We start from the raw sequence: 17,839 nt of genomic DNA, 5'->3' as shown, positions 1-17,839 counted from the left end.
GACGAGCGGGAGGAGGACAACCGCCAGGACCGAGGGCGTGCCGGCGAGTTGCGCAGGGCCTCGTTGCCGAGGTGCAGGTCGGCGAAGTCGTGGACGTGCACCGGCACCGGGTCACCCGCGGGCCGCCACTGGCGGCCGTGATTCTTGAAGTCGCCGACGAGTTCCTTCTTCCTGGTGTCCACGCTGATCACCGGCTGGCCGGTATCCCGGTGCTCGCGGGCCTGCTCGTTGAGGCAGCGGAACCGGGCGTCCCGATCCGCGGGCCGGCTGCCCTCGATCGTCTTGGCATTGGCCCTGCAGACTGAAGCCTTCCGCCGGCAATAGGCCGGCGACGGTGCGGCACTGACGCGATGTCCGGCCCGGGTCAGCTCCCGCGCAAGCGTGCGGGTGGACTTCACCGTCCACCGCAGCGACGACATCGGATCGCCCCGCACATCCGGTTCGACCAGCGCCAGCAGTGCCGGCCGCAGACCCGGATCCAGATCCGCGACCCGTTTGCGGCCCCCGCCCGGACGACGCACCCGCCCCAGCGGCTCCTCACCCGCCTCGAGTTCGAACACCCCCTTGCGGACGGTCGTCTCGCTGACTGCGGCGGACTGCGCCACGACCCGGACACCGCCGTGCCCCGGTACCCGGGCCTCCGCAGCCATCAACAGCCGCCGCTGCCGCTCATCCAGATGCGGAAGCAATACCGCGAACTTCACAGCGAGTTGGGTACGAGCCTCATCCGGGATGCGCATACCAAACCAACGAGTTTCAGGACGGGAAGCAACACCTTGATTCTCCGCAAGCGCTCAGTCAGCACCGGTGACTTCCAGCCAACTTCGGTTGGGTCAGCGGCCGATCGGCATGCTCGGTACCGCGCACGGACGGCTCCGACGGCAAAGATTCCCGTCAACCCATTACCAATCGTTTACTGAGCAGATACCTTTCTCCTTGCCGGTGACAGGGGGCGGAGCGATCCGGCCGTCCCTGCCTGCCCCGGAGTACCCGCCGTACGTCGTTCGGCCCGTTTTCGGCCATTACGCATATTCTCATGGACCGCCGGAAGGAAGCGCTTTGAACGCTCGGAACCGCCGCACCACGGTAGCCGCCGTATCCGTCGCAGGGCTCATAGCGCCGCTGCTGCTGATCGGATCGGGCACCGCCTCCGCCCACAGCGACCCTGCCAAGGAGGCTGCCAAGCTCGCAAAGAAGCTCGTCAAGAAGAGCAACGCCGAGAATGCCTACGAGCATTTGAACCAGTTCCAGCAGATCGCTGACAAGAACGGGAACACCCGGGTGGCCGGGTCGGAGGGGCACCGGCAGTCGGCCGAGTACGTCGAAGGTCTGCTGAGGAAGGCCGGGTACTCGGTGACCCGGAACGAGTTCGACTACCCGTTCACCCAGACGCTGGCGCAGAGCCTGCGGGTGGTGTCGCCGCAGCAGCAGGACGTCCCGTTGATCGCCATGACGTACTCCGCCAGCAGCCCGGTCGGCGGCATCACCGCCCCGGTCGCGGTGGTGCCGGTCAACGACACCACCGGCTGCGAGTCGGAGGACTACGCCCCCGGGACCTTCACCGGCAAGATTGCGCTGATCAAGCGCGGCGGCTGCGCCTTTGCGCAGAAGCAGGAGATCGCCGCCGGTGCGGGCGCGGTCGGCGCGATCATCTACAACAACACCGAGGGCGCGCTCAACGGCACCCTGGGAGACCCGTCCGTCGCCAAGATCCCGGCCGGCGGCGTCACACAGGCGGACGGCGAGGCGCTCGCGGCCAAGGCCGCCGCCGGCGCAGTGACCGTCAACCTGGAGATCCGCACCTTCGCGGAGACCCGGCACACCTACAACGTGATCGCCGAGACCAAGGGCGGCGACGCCGACAACGTGGTGATGTTCGGCGCCCACCTGGACTCGGTGGAGGCCGGCCCGGGCATCAATGACAACGGCTCCGGCTCCGCTGGTATCCTCGATGTGGCCCTGAACCTCGCCCACGAGAACGTCAAGAACAAGGTGCGCTTTGCCTGGTGGTCGGCTGAGGAGTTCGGCCTGCTGGGCTCGGAGGCGTACGTCAACAGCCTCTCGGCGGCGGACCTTGCGAAGGTCAAGCTGTACCTGAACTTCGACATGATCGCCTCGCCGAACTACGCCCAGTTCGTCTACGACGGCGACGACTCCGACCAGGTCGGTGCCGGCCCCGGCCCAGAGGGCTCGGCGCAGTTGGAGCGGCAGATCACCGACTACCTGGACAGCCAGGGCATCCCGCACGAGGGCACCGACTTCACCGGCCGGTCGGACTACGGGCCGTTCATCGAGGTGGGCATCCCCTCGGGCGGCACCTTCACCGGTGCCGAGGGCATCAAGACGGCCGAGCAGGCAAAGGCGTACGGCGGTAAGGCCGGTGTCGCGTACGACGCCTGCTACCACGCCGCTTGCGACACCCTGCAAAACATCAACATGAAGGCGTTCGACGTCAACGTCGACGTCATCGCCAACGCGGTGGGCCAGTACGCCTGGGACACCAGCCTTCTGAGCAAGCCGGTGGCGCCGCAGAACACCACGGGTTCGGCAGGCAGCGGCGGTGGCCTGCACGAGGGCCACGACCACGAGGTCACCGAGTAACTCCCGGTACACACGTGGAGGGGAGGGCTGGACTGTCCGGCCCTCCCCTTCGATGCTGCGGCGGGAGGCGCAGTCGCCGCGGCGACGGCGATATCCGGGCCGGTTGTCGGCGGATGACCGGGCTGCCCTACATGGGATCGTTTACGTGCTGTGCAAGGGCGTGAGCTGGGCGGATGTACCCGCGGAGAGGATCGGCTGCAGTGGCGTGACGTCCTGGCGGCGGCGGGACTGGACCGAGGCTGGTGTGTGGCCCCGTCTGCACGAGGTCCTTCTGACAAAGCTGCGTGCGGCGGGTCTGCCGGAAATGGATGACGCGGCAGTCGACGGCTCTCATGTCAGGACCCTCAAGGGGGCTCACACCGGACCTTCACCGGTCGACCGCGCACGCCCGGGCGGCAAGCACCACCTGATCACCGACCGGCACGGAACACCCCTGACCATCTCGCTGACCAGCGGAAACCGTCACGCCCCTGGCGTCGCCGCCCCGGGTGGCCGCGGCCAGGTGCAAGGCGGCTGCGACGAGGTCGGCGTCACGCCGCTCGCCCATCGCGTAGCCGAGCCAGCGGCGTGAGAACAGGTCGATGACGGTGGCCAGGTAGAGCTTGCCCTCACCGGTGGTGATCTCTGTCATGTCGCCGCACCACACCTGGTCCGGAGCGTCCGCGGTGAAGTCCCGCCGCACGAAGTCCGGGGCGGCCGGCCGTTCGCCGGACCCGGTCAGCCCACGCCGCCGACGGATCTTCCGCCCGGCCAGGCCGAGTTCGGCCATCAGCCGGGCCACGGTGTTCACCGGGACGCGCCGGCCCTCGCGGACCAGGACGAGCCAGACCTTCGGGGAACCGCAGGTGCCTCCGGAGCCTTCGAAGACTTGCCGGATCGCGTCGGCCAACTGTCCGCGCCGGACCTCACGCGCAGTGGTGGGCTTGTCGCGCCACTTGTAGAACCAGGACTCCGACACTTCCAGGACCTGGCAGGCCAGACGGTGCGGGACACGGTGCCCGGTCCTCTGGTCACCGATGAACGCGGCCGGGGCGGCCGGGTCCGTCTCGGTCACTTCACCCACAAGACCATGCAGCGTTTGAGGACATCACGCTCCATCTCCAGCTCGCGTATCCGCTTGTTCTTCTCACTCATCTCCCGCCGCAGCCGCTCCAGCTCGGCCCGCTCCGCCTCGCGCATCCGATCACCCGGCGCGGGCTCGGCCGGCCGGTCGGATGACGCCGACCCGTTGCGCCGCCACCGCGACACCCAGCTGTGCAGCGTTCCCGAGTGGACTGAGTCTTCCCTCGTAGCGTAGAGACCCTGACTGCAGGGGAAGTTGGGAGTCATGGCGGAGAAGAGGCGGAAGTTCGACGCGGAGTTCCGTGAGAGGGCTGTGCGGATCGTTGGAGCGGCCCCGTGCCGCGTGGAGCACGACGTTCGCGCGCACCCGGGCCTGATGGGGAGTCTTGTGGCCGTAGGCCATCTTCTTCAGCCGGCGCCTCTGCGAGGCGGTCAGCGATATCGGGCAGGCGGCGGCAACGGGCAAGGCAGACAGGCCGATCAGCAGAAGTGGATCTTACCGGCTGCAGCCTGCCGCACCACTGTCGCGGGCGGCCAGGCAGGATGGCCCTATGCCCACTGTGCCGGAGTCGACCAAGACCTCCCTCGCCCAGAAGCTGACTGCGCGAGCCCGTCGTCTCGTCAGCGAAGCGCCTTCACCATCACCCGTTCCCTGGTCACACCATCGGGCAACAGGTCTCCGAGCTCTTCCCCGACGACGAAGCCGTTGCGCTGATACAGCGCGATGGCCGGCTCGTTGCCCGGGATCACCGCGAGTTTCAGCGTCGTAGCACCCGACTGCAGGGCCCACGTTTCGACTGCCGCTATCAACCTGTCTCCGACGCCGCGACCCCGCGCCTGGGGACTGACCCACACCGACCTCAGCTCGCATGCGCCGCTGTCCCCAGGAAGGCCGCTGGCCACCGCGACCATTCGACCACCCAGCAACGCAACAATGTTGTAGGCGCCGGGCATCTCCAAGCGCGCACGCCACCGGTCCTCCCCGCCGCTGTGCCAGTCCGCAAGCCGAGCCTTGAACACCTGCGGTGCCTCGCCCAGCGCAGCGAGGCGAACCTCCCGCCACAACGGCCAGTCGCTTTTCGTGAGAACGCGCAGGTGTACCATGCCGAGGAGTCTGCCGCGACGCCCGCGGAGAAGTCCACGACACCAACGTTGACCTCCGACATGTCCACCGCACTCGAGCGGTACTCGACGCCACTCGGCCTTCGGAAAGACGCAGTGGCGATCCGGCAAGCCGGGGCACCAGGCACCACACCGACTCTGCAGACAACCCCCGAAAGACTTCCGAACGCGACCACTTAGGAATCTGCGTACCGGTGTCGAGACCAGGTATCTGGTCGACCCCACGGTGGCGACCGCAAAGGTTCGGCCCCGCACGCTCCATCCGTGCAGCGCCTCGGCTGCGACGTCCAGCACTTCCTCCTCTTCCATCGGCTTGGTGTCGGCCGGGCCCGGCCCGGCTCTTACATGCGGGGGTCCAGAAGAGGCGGCTTCTCCTTTCGGGATGTGCCGGCTGGTAATGGTCAGGTGCCGAGCGGGTCAGGATCTGTCACCCGCGAGCCGCGCAGGTGGCCCGGCCCGGCTCGTCGGTGGACCCGTGGGCCCGGTACCGGCCGCTTCGGCCCCGCGGAATCACGGTTTCTCATCCCGTGCGGCGACACGCCATGCGTGGCACGTTGGGTACAGCAACATGATGAGGAAACGGCGGCGATCATGCGAGCTCACCTCGGCGATCAGCTTGTTGTCGAAAGCCCGGCCACCGGCGCCAGCAGGCGCGACGGCGAGATTGTCGGACTCCACCACGAGGACGGAACCCCTCCCTACGACGTGCACTGGTCGGATACCGACCAGGTGACGCTCGTGTTCCCCGGACCCGACGCCCATATCCGGCACCTTGAGCACCGGCCCGGGAGTTCCCGCGAGCCGTCCCGGCCGAGCATGGCCGAGGCCGGCGCCGAGTCCGCCAAGGTCCAACTCGATGGGGCACCCAACCCCGGCGACATCGGCCGGCGCGTGGCCGTGGAACGCGAGCGACAGGGGCTCAGCCGCGCAGAAACAGCCCGCCGCGCCAGAATGGCGCCGGAGTACCTGGCATACCTCGAACAACAGCCGGCCGATCCGAGTTTGGCGAGTCTCATCAGCCTGGCCGACGCACTCGGTACCACCGTCGCAGCTCTGCGCGGAGGCGGCATTGATCTGCCACCCGGCCAGGGCCAGGCGCTCCTGCACCCCCGGCTGCAGGACCTGGACCCCGACGAATGCCGCGCCCGGCTCTCCACACACGGCGTAGGACGCATCGCGGTGTCGACACCCGATGGCCCGGCAGTCTTTCCAGTGAACTACGAGGTCATCGATGGCACGATCGCTTTCCGGACCGCGCCTGACTCAGTGCCTGCGACAGCCGGGGGAACAGATGTCGCATTCGAGGTCGACCACGTGGACGAGGCCATGAGCCAGGGCTGGAGCGTGCTTGCCGTAGGCCCTGCGCGGATCGTTACAGAGCCCGACGCACTGCGGCAACTTGCCGATCGCGCCCACACCACGCCCTGGGCAGGGGGCGAACGCAACACATGGGTGTCGATCCGTCCCACGCGCCTCACAGGGCGGCGCATCAGTCCAGCTGATCAGTGATCGACAGCGGACTGCCGCGACGCCCGGCGGGCATTCCACGACCACGATCCAGCCCTCACCGCACAGTGGTCCCGACGAATGGGCCCACCGACTCGGGCAGGGAGGGTTTGGTGATCCAGGCCCCTGCTCGCCGACGAACATGCAACAACGCCGGCCTTACGGCGCGTGGCCGTGGCGCTTTGTCTGTCTCCAGGGCAGCCTTGACTTCCATGTACGGCTGATTTCGACCGAGTCATGCCGTACGCCGAACTCGACACCCGTTCCGGCGGTCTCAGGGGCACGCGAGAACGATCCGTGCCGGCCCGCGGGCCCAGCCCGGATGGGAGGGCCCGGCCCGCGGGCCCAGCCCTCCCATCCGCAGCGGCGACTGGAGGCCCAGGGTCCGTGCGGCCTGCTCGACCACGGTCGCCGTCCGAGCACGCAGCCCCTGGCCAGCCCGGCCCGAGTCACGGACACGGAGGCCGAAGATGATGGACCGAATGATCTTGCTGGTCTCGTCTGGATCATCCACCGCACGCAACCACCGCTCGCTCGCCTGTGGCTGATCCACGAACCGCACCACGCTCTGCAGCGCCATCCCCGTCGCGAACAGCCGCTGAATGGCCAAGTCGTGCAGATCTCTTTGGCCGGTCGGGCACCTACCCGATGAGCTGCGAAGAGACCCATGCCCATCAGTGCGGGCCGATCGGCCCAGTCCAGGGCGACAGCGGTGTTACCGCCGTGGACACTGATATGGGGATACACCTTAAGGAGCTCTCGTGGCGGCGTTCAGGGACTTCCTGATGCGGTTCCGTCCGACCGGCTCGCCGGGCCCGGCGGCCCCTACGGGTGTGCCCGCCGATCGTTCGGCGGACCTCTCAGCCGAACTGGTCCCAGTGCTCTCTCGCCTGGAGCAGGCCGAGACCGAGGCACAGCGGATCCGCGAGGAGGCCGCTCAACAGGTGGAACAGAACCGACGGGCCACCGCCGACAAGGCCGAGAAGATCGTGAAGCAAGCCCGGATCCGCGCCCGTGAGGTACGGGCGGAGAGCGCCGCGCAGGCCAGCGGCCTGGCCAAGAGCGAGGCGGCGCGCTGTCTTGCGGAGTCGGAGCGCGAAGTCGCCCTGCTGCAGCGCCGAGCGCAGCAACGCATGGCTTTCCTAGTCAACAGCGTGGTGGCGGACGTCGCGGAATTCGGCGCCTCCGCTGTGCCCGCAGGGGGACTCTCCGGGGGGAGGTCCCGGTGGGAGCGGGATGGGTCGCGGGAGTGACCCGGGCCAGAGCCATGGTGTCGCGCCGCCTGGGAACCCGTGCCGCCCGGGAGGTGGCTGCAGCGGCGACGCTCGATGACGCCCTCGGGCACCTCGCGGTTACGGCGTACCGGCGCGGCCTCGACACGGAGGCCGGGCTGGCGGCCGCCCAGCGCTCCGTCGCAGCGACTCTGCTGTGGCATCTGCGAGTGCTCGCCGGCTGGCTGCCGCGCCAGGGGGCGGGCGTAGTCCGCGTGCTGGCGTCCGGGTTCGAGGTCGCCAACGTGGACGCGCACCTGCGCGCGCTGTCGGGCACGGACGCCGACAGACCCAGCCCGTACCGGCTCGGCGGGCTGGCGACGGCCTGGCCCCGGCTCGCCGAAACCAGGTCGCGGGCCGAGCTGCGGAGCGCGCTGGCCAGCTGTGCGTGGGGCGATCCGGGGGACGACTCGGCGGCGGCGGTGGGCATCGGCCTGCGGATCTCGGCCGCCACCCGCACGGCCGGTGCCGTGCCGGAGGCGGCGTCCTGGGCGGGAGGGCGCCTTGCCCTGCTGGTCGGCCGCGAGCTGTTCATTCACGGTCGTCGGCTGACGGAGCCGTCCGCTCGGCGCGCTGCCCGGGTCCTCGGCTCCGGGGCCCTGCACGCCGGGGCCTTCGCCGACTTCCGTCGGCAACTGCCAGGCACCGCGCGCTGGGCGGTGGACGGTGTCGAGGAGCCGGCCGACCTCTGGCGGGCCGAGGCGCACTGGTGGACGCGGGTCGAGCAGGACGGCTCCGCGCTGCTGACCGGTTCCCGGCTGGACGCCGCGCCGGTTGTCGGTGCGGTCGCGTTGCTCTCCACTGACGCCTGGCGGGTACGGGCGGCGCTGGAGTCGGCCGCACGGGGCGGCGGGCCGCTGGAGGCGTTCGATGCGCTGGTCTGAGGCCGCGAAGCCGGTTCCCATGCAACGGGTGGCGATCATCGCGCCGCGCGAGGCACTCCGGGAGACTCTCGTGCGGCTCGCGGACGCCGGGTGCGTCGAAATCGACCGATCCGAGGGCTCCAGGCAGGGCGCGCGTGGACCGGCCGCGCGTCGGCTGCAGCGGCTGCTTGCCGAGCCGCCCAAAGCGGCGCTCTCCGCTGCCCCTCCCGACCTCGACGCCCTGGAACGCGAAGGCCACGCGGATCTGCTGGCGGGCGAGGCGCAACTTGAGGAGCATGTCGTCAGCGCTGTACGGCGCGGAAATGTGGTGGCACTGGCCGGCTGGTGCCCGGCCGCCCAAGTCCCGGCGACGGCCGCGCGGTTGGTCGATCTCGGCGGTGTACTGGTGCCGTTGACGCCACCGCGAGGCGTCGACCCGCCGACCCTGTTGCGCAGCAGTGAACCGGTGCATCGTTCGTTCACGCCACTGGTGCGCACCTACGGGACAGTGCCGTACGTCGATGTCGACCCGACGTGGCCGGCCGGGATCGCTTACGTGGTGATGTTCGGCATGATGTTCGGCGACGCGGGGCACGGTGCCCTGCTGCTCCTGATGGCGCTCCTGCTGCGTAGCTGCCGCCCCCGGAGGCTGGTACGGCTCCGTGCGATGTGGCCCTTCGTTGCGGGGGCCGGGGGTACGAGCATGGCGTTCGGCTTCGCCTACGGGGAGTTCTTCGGTCCGACGAAGGTCCTTCCCGTACTGTGGATGGCCCCTCTGGACCACCCCGAACGGCTGCTCACGGCTGCCGTCGCAGTCGGCGTGGTGCTGCTCGCGCTGGCGTACGTCGCGGGGATCGTCAACCGCTGGCGGGAGGGCGGCCCGGCGCGGGCGCTGTGCGCGGTCTCAGGCATCGCGGGTTCGGCCCTTTTCCTCGGACTCGCCGGCCTCGCCGCGGGCGGGTATCTGCACCACACGCCCCTCACCCTCACGGGAGCCGTGATCGCGGCCGGCGGTCTCGTGCTGGCAGCCTCAGGACTGTTCGCCGTTTCCGGCGGCGGGGTCCCCGGTGCGATGCAGACTACGATCCAGCTCTTCGACGCGGTGGTGCGGATCTTCTCGAACACCGTCTCCTTCGCACGGCTGGCCGCCTTCGGGCTGACGCACGCGGCGCTCGGCGACATCGTGTGGAGAGGAACGACCGCACTGGCCCACGCGGGTCCGGGCGGGCTGCTAGGGGCTGCGGCGGTCTTCACCGTCGGCAATGCCCTTGTGTTCTCTCTTGAGGCGCTGGTCGCGGGCGTACAGGCCCTGCGGCTGGAGTTCTACGAGCTGTTCTCCCGGGTCTTCGAGACCTGGGGTCGTCCCTTCCGCCCTTGGCATGTGTCCACGCAACGTACGGAGGTGGCACCGTGATCGCCTGGCTCATCGCCCTTCCTGTCCTCGCGGTGATCTTTCCCGTCACCCGCCGACTGGCGCGGCGGCGCGGCCGTGCAGCCCTCCGGTTGATCATCGCCACTGACGCGCTGCTCTTCGGCGGCGCACTGGCGCTGCTGATGGTGGCGCTCAACGGCGGCGTCGCGCGGGCAGCATCCAGCACGGTTGCCGAGTCCGGAACCAACTCCGCCGCTCTGATCGGCGCCGCGATCGCGGTCGCCGGGGCCTCGATCGGTGCGTCGATCGCCGTCGCCTACACCGGAGCGGCGGCGCTGGCCGCCATGAGCGAGCGCCCCGAGCTGTTCGGCCGGGCCATGGTCATCGTCGGACTCGCCGAAGGAATCGCCATCTACGGGCTGGTCGTCGCTGTCCTGCTGCTGGGCAAGGCCTGACCATGGGGCAGGTGGCAGCCATCGGGGAACGGGTACGGGTGGCCGGGCTGTCGCTGGCCGGGGTGAAAGTCCTGGTCGCCGAGGAGCCCGAGGCGGTCCGACGGGCCTGGCGGAGCCTGTCCGGCGACGTCACGCTGGTGGTCGTCACCCCGGCCGCAGCTGAGATGCTCGGTCGGACGGCGTTGGAGAGCACGCGGCCGCTGACCGCAGTGATGCCGGCATGACGACACCAGCCGCTGGACAAACAGACGCCCTCGCGACGGTACGCGCCGAGTTGCTGCGCTCGGCGCGGGCCGACGCCGAAACGCTGCTCGCCCAGGCTGCACGCGACGACGAGGCGGTGCTCGACCGCGCGAGGACCGAGGCCGAGGAGATCGTGGAACAGGCCCGCCGCGAGGGTGCGGCCGAAGGTGCGGCCGCCGGAGCTGCCGGACTGCTGCGGGCCCGCCGGAGCGCCAGGTCCCGCGAGCTGGCCGTCCGCCGGGAAGCGTACGAGGAGCTGCGCCGCCAGGTGACAGAACGCGTCCGTGCCCTGCGGCACACGACAGACTACCCCGGTGTACGCGACCGGCTGGAGCAGCGGGCCCGGCAGCTCCTCGGTCCTGACGCCACCGTTACCGAACAGCCCGGCGGCGGGGTGGTCGCGCACGCGGCCGGGCGGCGGGCCGACTTCACCCTTGATGCCCTCGCCGCCCGCGCGCTCGACCGACTGGGTGCGGACACGGAAACCCTGTGGACGCCGTGACCGGCTCGCCCCGAGCCGATGCTCGGATCCTGCGGGTCGCGGGGCCGCTGGTCGAGCTGGAGTACACCGGCGACACCGCCATGAACGACCTGGTTTCCCTCGGAGAGGCCGGGCTGCCCGGCGAGGTGGTGGCGATCACCGACGACGTGGTGACGGCCCAGGCATACGAGTACACCGGCGGGCTGGCACCCGGCCACCGCGCCCGCCCCCAGGGCGGCCCGCTGTCGGCACACCTCGGCCCCGGCCTGCTCGGCGGGATCTTCGATGGCCTGCTCCGCCCGCTGTCAGGCGGCGAAGACTGGCTGCTGCCCGGAAGCGGCGGGAGCGGACCCGAGGGGCGTACCTGGTCCTTCTCCCCTTCCGTGGCAGCCGGCGATCAGGTGACGGAGGGGCAGGTACTCGGCGAGGTGCGGGAGGCGGGTCCTGTGTGGACGCGGATCCTGGTCCCGCCCGGCTGCGCCGGTCCGGTGCAGGAGATCGTCCAGGAAGGGGGCTACCCACGGGATTCGGTGCTGGCCGTCGTCGGCGGCGCCCAGGTACGGATGACCACCGACTGGCCGATCCGTCGGCCACGCCCTGTGCGTGAACGCCTCGACGCCCGCCAGGCGCTCAACACCGGCCAGCGCGTGATCGACCTGCTCTTCCCCGTGGCCCGGGGCAGCACGGTCGCCGTACCCGGCGGTTTCGGGACCGGCAAGACCATGCTGCTCCAGCAGATCGCCAAGTGGTGCGACGCAGACGTCATTGTCTATGTCGGCTGCGGCGAGCGCGGCAACGAGATGGCCGATGTCATCGTCGAACTCTCCGAGCTCGTAGACCCCCGCACCGGAGGCCGGCTGGCTGAGCGAACGGTGGTCATCGCCAACACCTCCAACATGCCGATGATGGCCCGCGAGGCCAGCATCTACACCGGCGCCACGGTCGCCGAGTACTTCCGGGACATGGGACGAGACGTCGTGGTCATTGCCGACTCCACGTCGCGATGGGCCGAAGCGCTGCGCGAGTTCGCCTCCCGCACCGGTGCTCTGCCGGCCGAGGAGGGCTATCCAGCGGGCCTCGCCTCGGCGATCGCCGCCTTCTACGAGCGGGCCGGTGCGGTGACCACCCTCGGCGGGGACCTGGGCTCGGTCACCGTGATCGGCGCGGTGTCCCCGCCCGGGGCGGACATGGCCGAGCCGGTGACCGCCCACACCGAGCGGTTCGTGCGCTGCCTGTGGACGCTGGACCGCGAGCTCGCCTACGCCCGCCGCTACCCGGCGATCTCCTGGGCGGGCTCCTTCTCCCGCGACGCCGACACCATCGCGGCCGGCCACGCGGAGGCCGAGGACCCTGCCTGGCAAGGCAGGCGGGCCGAGATCAGCGCCCTGCTGGCGGAGGCCGACCGGCTCACCGATCTCGTCGACCTCATCGGCATCACCGCACTCCCCGACCAGGAGCGCATCAGCGTGCTCGGCGGCCAACTGGTACGCGAAGGGGTCCTCCAGCAGAGCGCCCTTTCCGACCAGGATGCCTACTGCGGCCCGGAGAAGGCCTCGGCTCTGGCCGAAGCGGTCCTCACGGTCGTCGCACGGTGTCGGGAACTGGCCGAGGCCGGTGTGCCGGCAGGTTCCATCGAGGAGGCGGACTTCGGCCCCCTGCTGCGTGCCCGCGAGGAATTCGACCCGCACGACTCGGCAGGCGTGGCCCTGCGGCGGGACGCCGTGCTCGCTGTACTGCAGGAGCTGATGTGACCACCTGGGGCGAAGTCGAGTACACGGCCATCCGCGAGCTGCGCGGTCCGCTCGCCGTCGTCGAAGGGGTGAGCGGGGTCGGCTGGGACGAGTTCGTCCGGATCACCCTGGAGTCCGGCGAGCAGCGACACGGCCTCGTACTGGAAGCGGACCGCGAGGTTGCTGTGGTGCAGGTCCTGGAGGACACCGCCGGCATGGATCCCTCACGCGTGCGGATGGCCTTCGCCGGAGGGCCGCTGCGCATCCCGGTCGGCCCCGGCTGGCTCGGCCGGGTCTGCAACGGCCGCGGCGAGCCGGCCGATGGCGGGCCCCCGATCTTCGGACCCACCACTGCGGCCGTCGGCGGCACTCCGATCAACCCGGTGCGACGGGATCCGCCCGGAGAGCCGGTGCTCACCGGAGTCGCCGCTGTCGACGGGCTCACCACCCTGGTCCGCGGGCAGAAGCTGCCGGTGTTCTCCGTGGCCGGTCTGCCGCATCTGGAGCTGTCCGTCCAGATCGCCGCCCAGTCCACCACCGGTGGAGAGCCGTTCTGCGTGGTCTTCGCCGGTATGGGGCTCACCCACGCCGACGCCTCCTTCGTACTGGACACCCTGGAGGAGCGCTCCGCCGCCCACGAGCTGGTGCTGCTGCTCAACATGGCCGACGACCCTGTCATCGAACGGATCCTCACCCCGCGCCTGGCACTCACCATCGCCGAGAACCTCGCATTCGACGGCGGCAGGCACGTCCTCGTGGTGATGACCGACATGACCAGCTATGCCGAGGCGCTGCGCGAGGTGTCTGCGGCGCGCGGCGAGATCCCGGCCCGTCGCGCCTACCCCGGATACCTCTACAGCGATCTCGCCTCCCTCTACGAGCGTTGCGGGCGGATCCAGGGCCGACCCGGCTCCGTCACTGTCCTGCCGGTGCTCACCATGCCCGCGGGTGACATCACCCACCCGGTTCCCGATCTGACCGGGTACATCACCGAAGGCCAGATCGTGCTCTCCCGCGAGACCCACGCCCAGGGTGTCTACCCGCCTGTGGACGCGCTCTCATCACTCTCCCGTCTGATGCGCAAGGGTGCGGGCCCCGGCCGCACCCGCGACGACCATCTCGATGTCGCGGCGCAGCTGCTGGCCGCCCTCGCCCGCGCCCGCCAGGTCCGCGAACTCACCGACCTGGTCGGACAGGCGGCCCTGAGTCCGACCGACCGCCGGTACCTGGAGTTCGACCGGGCCTTCCTGCACCGCTTCGTGGACCAGCGACCCAACGAACTGCGCACCCTGGACCAGACCCTGGACCGCGCCTGGCAGGTGCTTCTCACCCTCCCCCGCAGTCAGCTCGCCATGCTGCCGACCGCCCTCCTCGACGCGCACGGATCGAGACCATGAGCACCTTTCGAGCTCCGCCCGGGCGTGCCGGACGCCTCCGTCTGCGGCACGGCCTGGACATCGCCGAGCGTGGCGCGGACCTCCTCGACCAGAAGCTCCGCATCCTGCACGCCGAGCACCAGCGTCTGCAACGGGCCGAGGAGGCAGCCACCCGTGCCTGGCACAAGTCGCTGCGGGAGGCCGAAGCCTGGCTGCTGCGCGGGCTCCTGCTGAGCGGGGAGGGGGCCCTGGAGGCAGCAGCAGAGGCGCTGGACCCCACCGATGTCAAGGCCCACTGGGCCAGTTTCATGGGCGTCCGGTACCCGACGAACGTCTCCTGCACCGTGCCCGACCGCTCACCCACCGCAGCCGCCCCGGCCAACACCGCCCTGATACACGCTGAGGCCGCTTACCGGGAAGCAATCCGGGCGGCTGCCGAGCACGCCGCCGCCGCTGCCGCCATCCGCATCATCGGCGCGGAGGTGCTGAGCACTCGTCAGCGGGTCCGCGCCTTGCGACGCCACTGGATTCCAAACCTGCGCGAGGCACTCACCCACACCGAGCTCGCCCTGGAACAGAGCGAGCACGAAGACGCCGTACGACGGCGCTGGGCCTCCAGCGTGCTGCGGGAAGAAAGGCCGCGCTCGCAATGACACACCATCCGTCCCCGGCACGGGAGGCCGCGTGCGGCCCCTGCCCTCGGACGGGCCCCGCAGGGCGTGCGCGCGGGGACGGCCCACAGGGCGTGCCGGACGGACCTGTCCGGCACGCCCTGTGGGCCGGTAGGCCCAAGCCCGGGACAGCTCACACGGCGCAGTATGGAGGCCGGAGCAAGTCGAGAAGGACCGTTGTCGCGCCGAATCCGGGAGTCGGTCGTGTGCTTCTGCCGGCGTGGATACCCCGGCGTGCCGACAGCGGCCGTGTCCCCGGCAGCCTGGACCATTCAACGGAAGGAAGTCTTGGCCATGACCCGGCACACCAGCACCGAGAAGCCACACAGCAAGCAGTGGAGTGTGCGTCTGGACCTCTTCGAGGAAGGTGACCTCACCAAGGTTCACGCCGTCCTCGACACTGGTGACACCACCCTTCGGAGTCGCGCCTGCGCCCAGCGCAACCCTCACGACACGCCCGTTCCCGAGATCGGCGACGAGTACGCCGCCGGCCGGGCCCTGATCGACCTCGGCAACCAGCTGCTCCGCGCCGGAAGCACCGACTCCGCGTCGGGTGACCTTGCCGCGCGCGGTTGAAGGGGCGTCGAGAGCAGCCGCCCCGGCTGGTGGGCAGGACGAGATCCGCCATAGCCGAGCGGTCCCTTCCCCTGTAAGAGCCGCTTCTGCAGGGTTCAGCCGGAGTTGTGGCACCGCCACTGCACAAAAGTCGGCCGTGGCACTTCCGCCCGACGTCCGACGCACTCGGGATGCACCTGTACGCGGCCCCGATCGCGCCGTGCCGCACTCCCCTGCGGTCTGCGCAGTTCGTGGTCGCGGCTGACCTCCACCGAGTTGCAGGGGCTGCCGCTGCAGTACGGGCGCAACGAGCTACGTCGGCGTGGCGGCCGACGCTGGACCGGTGAGCCGGAGCGCCGATCACACACCCCCTCGTTCGGCTTTCAGGTTCGCTCGACGGTGAGGTCGAGGAAGTGGGCCGAGCATGAGATGCACGGGTCGTGATTGCGGATCGCCCGTTCGCACAGGGTGGTCAGCTCCGCGTCGGTGGGGTCGCCGTCTCCCAGGCGTTCTTGCACGATTCGGCGGAGGTCCTCCTCGACCGCACCCAAGTTCTGTACGGTCGGCGGGACAAGGCCGGCGTCGGTGACGGTCCCTTCGGAGTCGAGGGTGTAGCGGTGGTACAGGAGACCGCGCGGCGCCTCAGTGGCCCCATGCCCGGTACCCGCTCGTGAGGGCACGTCGACGTAGGGGTGCGGCGGGGGTTCGTAGGCGCCGATGATCCGCAGTGCTTCGTCGACCGCATAGAGAACCTCAACCGCTCGGACGATGATGCTGCGGAAGGGGTTTCGACAGACGGTGCCCTGCCGGGGGTCGCCGAGTCCGGCGTCGTGGGCGGCCTGGAGGGCGATCGGGGACAGCCAGCGACCGCTGATGGCGTACCGGGCGAGTGAGCCGGTGAGATGGCGGCGGTCGTCCAGCAGGGAGTGGAGTGCAGTGGAGTGGGGTACCTGGCTCTCGGCGACGTGGGCGTCGAAATCGTGGACCCCGAAGGTACGGGTGGGGAGCGCGCGGTCGGATTCGGGGGGAAGGCCGGCAGTGTGCGGCGCGGTCATGACGGTCGGGGTGCCGGACTCGATGGCATAGGTGCCGGGCTCGGACAGGGCGAACAGGTCGTTGTCGCATCCGGCGTCGGGGAACTCGAAGCCGGCCACCCAACGTACGGTCTCGGCCGCGTCGTCCCGGGCCCGGCGCAACCGCTCGGCCAGCGGGCGCAGTTCGGTCGTGGTCGGGATGCGGTGGAAACCACCGAGGCGGACGTTGATCGGGTGGATCGCCCGGCCGCCCAGCAGTTCGATGATCTGGTTGCCGGCCTGCTTGAGCCGAAGGCCGCGTTCGATGTCGGCGCGCCGGGTACGTGCGAGGTCGATGACGCTGTCGCAGCCGAAGAAGTCGGGCGCGTGGAGAAGGTAGATGTGCAGCGTCTGGCTCTCGATCCATTCACCGCAGTAGAGCAGCCGGCGCAGCGCCGCCAACTGCCCGTCCACGACGACGCCGCAGGCGTCCTCGACCGCTCGGCACGCGCTCATCTGGTACGCGACCGGGCAGATGCCGCACACCCGGGAGGTGATGTCGGGCGGCTCGGTGTAGGAACGTCCGCGCAGGAATGCCTCGAAGAAGCGTGGCGGTTCGTAGATCGCCAGCCGGGCCTCGGTGACCTTGCCGCCGTCCATGCGCAGATGCAGTGCGCCCTCGCCCTCGACGCGGGCGAGCGATCCGACCTTCAACACCCTTGAGCCGCGGTGGGTCACCCTTCCAGTTCCTTCCGGGAGGCCGCGTCGAACTCGGGAGCGGCGGTATTGAAGGTGCGCAGCACCCGCACCACGTCGAGAGTGTCCATGCCATCGCGGCGCAGGAGAGGGATGAACGAGGGGAAGTTGGTCGAGTTGGACGGGCCGAAGCAGCCGTAACAGCCGCGCCCGTACGCGGGGCAGATCGCACCGCATCCGGCGTGGGTGACCGGACCCAGGCAGGGCGTACCGTGGGCCACCGTCACGCAGACCGTGCCGCGTTGCTTGCACTCGAAGCAGACGCTGTGCGCGGGTACGTCGGGTTTGCGTTCGGCCAGGTAGGCGGTGATGACCTCCACCAGTTGGCCTCGGTCGATGGGGCAGCCGCGCAGCTCGAAGTCCACCGGAACATGGGCGCTGATGGGTGTGGAGGTGGCGAGTGTCTCGATGTAGTCCGGTCTGGCGTAGACGGCAGCCTGGAAGTCGGCGACGTCCACGTAGTTGCGCAGCGCCTGGACGCCACCTGCGGTCGCGCACGCCCCGATGGTCACCAACCGCTTGGAGACGGCCCGGATGTGCTGGATCCGGTCGACGTCCTGCGGGGTGGTCACCGATCCCTCGATCAGCGACAGGTCGTACGGGCCTGGCGCGTCGGCGCTGGAAGCCTCCAGGAAGTGTGAGATCTCCACCCTCTCGGCGATGCCGAGGAGTTCGTCCTCGCAGTCCAGCAAAGTGAGCTGGCATCCGTCGCAGGAGGCGAACTTCCAGACGGCGAGTTTCGGGCGATCGCTCGTGGCCATG

The 17,839-nt window shown here is 70.0% G+C and carries 17 protein-coding genes and 3 pseudogenes; 13 read left to right on the top strand and 7 right to left on the bottom strand.

What is annotated here, in order from left to right; all coding sequences use genetic code 11:
- Positions 1-65: 65 nt before the first annotated feature.
- Positions 66-740, bottom strand: a pseudogene (locus OH735_RS36310) (ISAzo13 family transposase); the annotation flags it as partial.
- Between the two features lie 319 nt (positions 741-1,059).
- On the opposite strand from OH735_RS36310, the gene OH735_RS36305 reads away from it, so the two are divergent.
- Complete coding sequence (locus OH735_RS36305; protein ID WP_406385983.1) at positions 1,060-2,601, top strand: M28 family metallopeptidase; 1,542 nt, start codon at positions 1,060-1,062, stop codon at positions 2,599-2,601.
- A gap of 76 nt (positions 2,602-2,677) precedes the next feature.
- Positions 2,678-3,067: pseudogene (locus OH735_RS36300) on the top strand (transposase); the annotation flags it as partial.
- On the opposite strand, the gene OH735_RS36295 reads toward OH735_RS36300, so the two are convergent.
- The 3 genes from OH735_RS36295 to OH735_RS36285 form a co-directional block, all read right to left on the bottom strand.
- Positions 2,969-3,655, bottom strand: a complete 687-nt coding sequence (locus tag OH735_RS36295; RefSeq protein ID WP_406385981.1) for a DDE-type integrase/transposase/recombinase — start codon at positions 3,653-3,655, stop codon at positions 2,969-2,971. The pseudogene OH735_RS36300 and the gene OH735_RS36295 overlap by 99 nt on opposite strands.
- Positions 3,652-3,780 (bottom strand): hypothetical protein, encoded by a 129-nt coding sequence (locus tag OH735_RS36290; RefSeq protein WP_281277985.1) that lies wholly within the window; start codon positions 3,778-3,780, stop codon positions 3,652-3,654. The genes OH735_RS36295 and OH735_RS36290 overlap by 4 nt, the downstream gene beginning before the upstream one ends.
- Positions 3,781-4,284: 504 nt before the next feature.
- Entirely contained in the window at positions 4,285-4,767 is a 483-nt protein-coding gene (locus OH735_RS36285) for a GNAT family N-acetyltransferase (RefSeq protein ID WP_406385979.1), read from the bottom strand.
- A gap of 609 nt (positions 4,768-5,376) precedes the next feature.
- Here OH735_RS36285 and OH735_RS36280 point away from each other — a divergent pair.
- Positions 5,377-6,294, top strand: a complete 918-nt coding sequence (locus OH735_RS36280; protein WP_406386891.1) for a pyridoxamine 5'-phosphate oxidase family protein — start codon at positions 5,377-5,379, stop codon at positions 6,292-6,294.
- A 343-nt stretch (positions 6,295-6,637) separates the two neighbouring features.
- On the opposite strand, the pseudogene OH735_RS36275 reads toward OH735_RS36280, so the two are convergent.
- Positions 6,638-6,916: pseudogene (locus OH735_RS36275) on the bottom strand (histidine kinase); the annotation flags it as partial.
- A gap of 136 nt (positions 6,917-7,052) precedes the next feature.
- Between OH735_RS36275 and OH735_RS36270 the strand changes: the two are divergent.
- The 10 genes from OH735_RS36270 to OH735_RS36225 all read left to right on the top strand — a co-directional run bounded on the left by OH735_RS36270 (position 7,053) and on the right by OH735_RS36225 (position 15,329).
- Complete coding sequence (locus tag OH735_RS36270) at positions 7,053-7,544, top strand: hypothetical protein (protein ID WP_406385978.1); 492 nt, start codon at positions 7,053-7,055, stop codon at positions 7,542-7,544.
- Positions 7,541-8,446, top strand: a complete 906-nt coding sequence (locus OH735_RS36265) for a hypothetical protein (RefSeq protein ID WP_406385976.1) — start codon at positions 7,541-7,543, stop codon at positions 8,444-8,446. The genes OH735_RS36270 and OH735_RS36265 overlap by 4 nt, the downstream gene beginning before the upstream one ends.
- The gene (locus tag OH735_RS36260; RefSeq protein WP_406385974.1) at positions 8,433-9,839 is read left to right on the top strand and encodes a V-type ATPase 116kDa subunit family protein; all 1,407 of its coding nucleotides are present in this window, start codon (positions 8,433-8,435) and stop codon (positions 9,837-9,839) included. Before OH735_RS36265 ends, OH735_RS36260 begins: the two co-directional genes overlap by 14 nt.
- Positions 9,836-10,252: an ATP synthase subunit C gene (locus tag OH735_RS36255; protein WP_406385972.1), complete on the top strand. Its 417-nt coding sequence runs from the start codon at positions 9,836-9,838 to the stop codon at positions 10,250-10,252. The genes OH735_RS36260 and OH735_RS36255 overlap by 4 nt, the downstream gene beginning before the upstream one ends.
- A 2-nt stretch (positions 10,253-10,254) precedes the next feature.
- Positions 10,255-10,476 (top strand): V-type ATP synthase subunit F, encoded by a 222-nt coding sequence (locus OH735_RS36250; protein WP_406385970.1) that lies wholly within the window; start codon positions 10,255-10,257, stop codon positions 10,474-10,476.
- Entirely contained in the window at positions 10,473-10,997 is a 525-nt protein-coding gene (locus OH735_RS36245; protein ID WP_406385968.1) for a hypothetical protein, read from the top strand. Before OH735_RS36250 ends, OH735_RS36245 begins: the two co-directional genes overlap by 4 nt.
- Positions 10,985-12,727: a V-type ATP synthase subunit A gene (locus tag OH735_RS36240; RefSeq protein WP_406385966.1), complete on the top strand. Its 1,743-nt coding sequence runs from the start codon at positions 10,985-10,987 to the stop codon at positions 12,725-12,727. The genes OH735_RS36245 and OH735_RS36240 overlap by 13 nt, the downstream gene beginning before the upstream one ends.
- Positions 12,724-14,103, top strand: a complete 1,380-nt coding sequence (locus tag OH735_RS36235) for a V-type ATP synthase subunit B (RefSeq protein WP_406385965.1) — start codon at positions 12,724-12,726, stop codon at positions 14,101-14,103. The genes OH735_RS36240 and OH735_RS36235 overlap by 4 nt, the downstream gene beginning before the upstream one ends.
- Positions 14,100-14,735, top strand: a complete 636-nt coding sequence (locus tag OH735_RS36230; protein ID WP_406385963.1) for a V-type ATP synthase subunit D — start codon at positions 14,100-14,102, stop codon at positions 14,733-14,735. The genes OH735_RS36235 and OH735_RS36230 overlap by 4 nt, the downstream gene beginning before the upstream one ends.
- Positions 14,736-15,047: 312 nt before the next feature.
- On the top strand, positions 15,048-15,329 hold the full coding sequence (locus OH735_RS36225) for a dsRBD fold-containing protein (RefSeq protein ID WP_406385961.1): 282 nt from the start codon (positions 15,048-15,050) through the stop codon (positions 15,327-15,329).
- A gap of 362 nt (positions 15,330-15,691) precedes the next feature.
- On the opposite strand, the gene OH735_RS36220 is transcribed toward OH735_RS36225, so the two are convergent.
- A complete protein-coding gene (locus OH735_RS36220) occupies positions 15,692-17,059 on the bottom strand; it encodes a Ni/Fe hydrogenase subunit alpha (protein WP_406385959.1) in 1,368 nt (455 codons plus the stop codon).
- On the bottom strand, positions 17,056-17,838 hold the full coding sequence (locus OH735_RS36215; RefSeq protein ID WP_406385958.1) for an oxidoreductase: 783 nt from the start codon (positions 17,836-17,838) through the stop codon (positions 17,056-17,058). Before OH735_RS36215 ends, OH735_RS36220 begins: the two co-directional genes overlap by 4 nt.
- Position 17,839 lies beyond the last annotated feature (1 nt).

This window comes from Streptomyces sp. NBC_01618, assembly GCF_045209435.1.
Lineage (GTDB): Bacteria > Actinomycetota > Actinomycetes > Streptomycetales > Streptomycetaceae > Streptomyces.
The sequence above is the reverse complement of the archived record's forward strand: the minus strand, read 5'-3'. Positions and strand labels throughout refer to the sequence as shown.

Bases quoted from the DNA above. Each gene is read 5' to 3' on its own strand.
- OH735_RS36285 (WP_406385979.1), bottom strand. From the start codon at position 4,767: ATGGTACACCTGCGCGTTCTCACGAAAAGCGACTGGCCGTTGTGGCGG.
- OH735_RS36280 (WP_406386891.1), top strand. From the start codon at position 5,377: ATGCGAGCTCACCTCGGCGATCAGCTTGTTGTCGAAAGCCCGGCCACC.
- OH735_RS36250 (WP_406385970.1), top strand. From the start codon at position 10,255: ATGGGGCAGGTGGCAGCCATCGGGGAACGGGTACGGGTGGCCGGGCTG.
- OH735_RS36245 (WP_406385968.1), top strand. From the start codon at position 10,473: ATGACGACACCAGCCGCTGGACAAACAGACGCCCTCGCGACGGTACGC.
- OH735_RS36225 (WP_406385961.1), top strand. From the start codon at position 15,048: ATGACCCGGCACACCAGCACCGAGAAGCCACACAGCAAGCAGTGGAGT.
- OH735_RS36230 (WP_406385963.1), top strand. From the start codon at position 14,100: ATGAGCACCTTTCGAGCTCCGCCCGGGCGTGCCGGACGCCTCCGTCTG.
- OH735_RS36260 (WP_406385974.1), top strand. From the start codon at position 8,433: ATGCGCTGGTCTGAGGCCGCGAAGCCGGTTCCCATGCAACGGGTGGCG.
- OH735_RS36215 (WP_406385958.1), bottom strand. From the start codon at position 17,838: ATGGCCACGAGCGATCGCCCGAAACTCGCCGTCTGGAAGTTCGCCTCC.
- OH735_RS36290 (WP_281277985.1), bottom strand. From the start codon at position 3,780: ATGCGCGAGGCGGAGCGGGCCGAGCTGGAGCGGCTGCGGCGGGAGATG.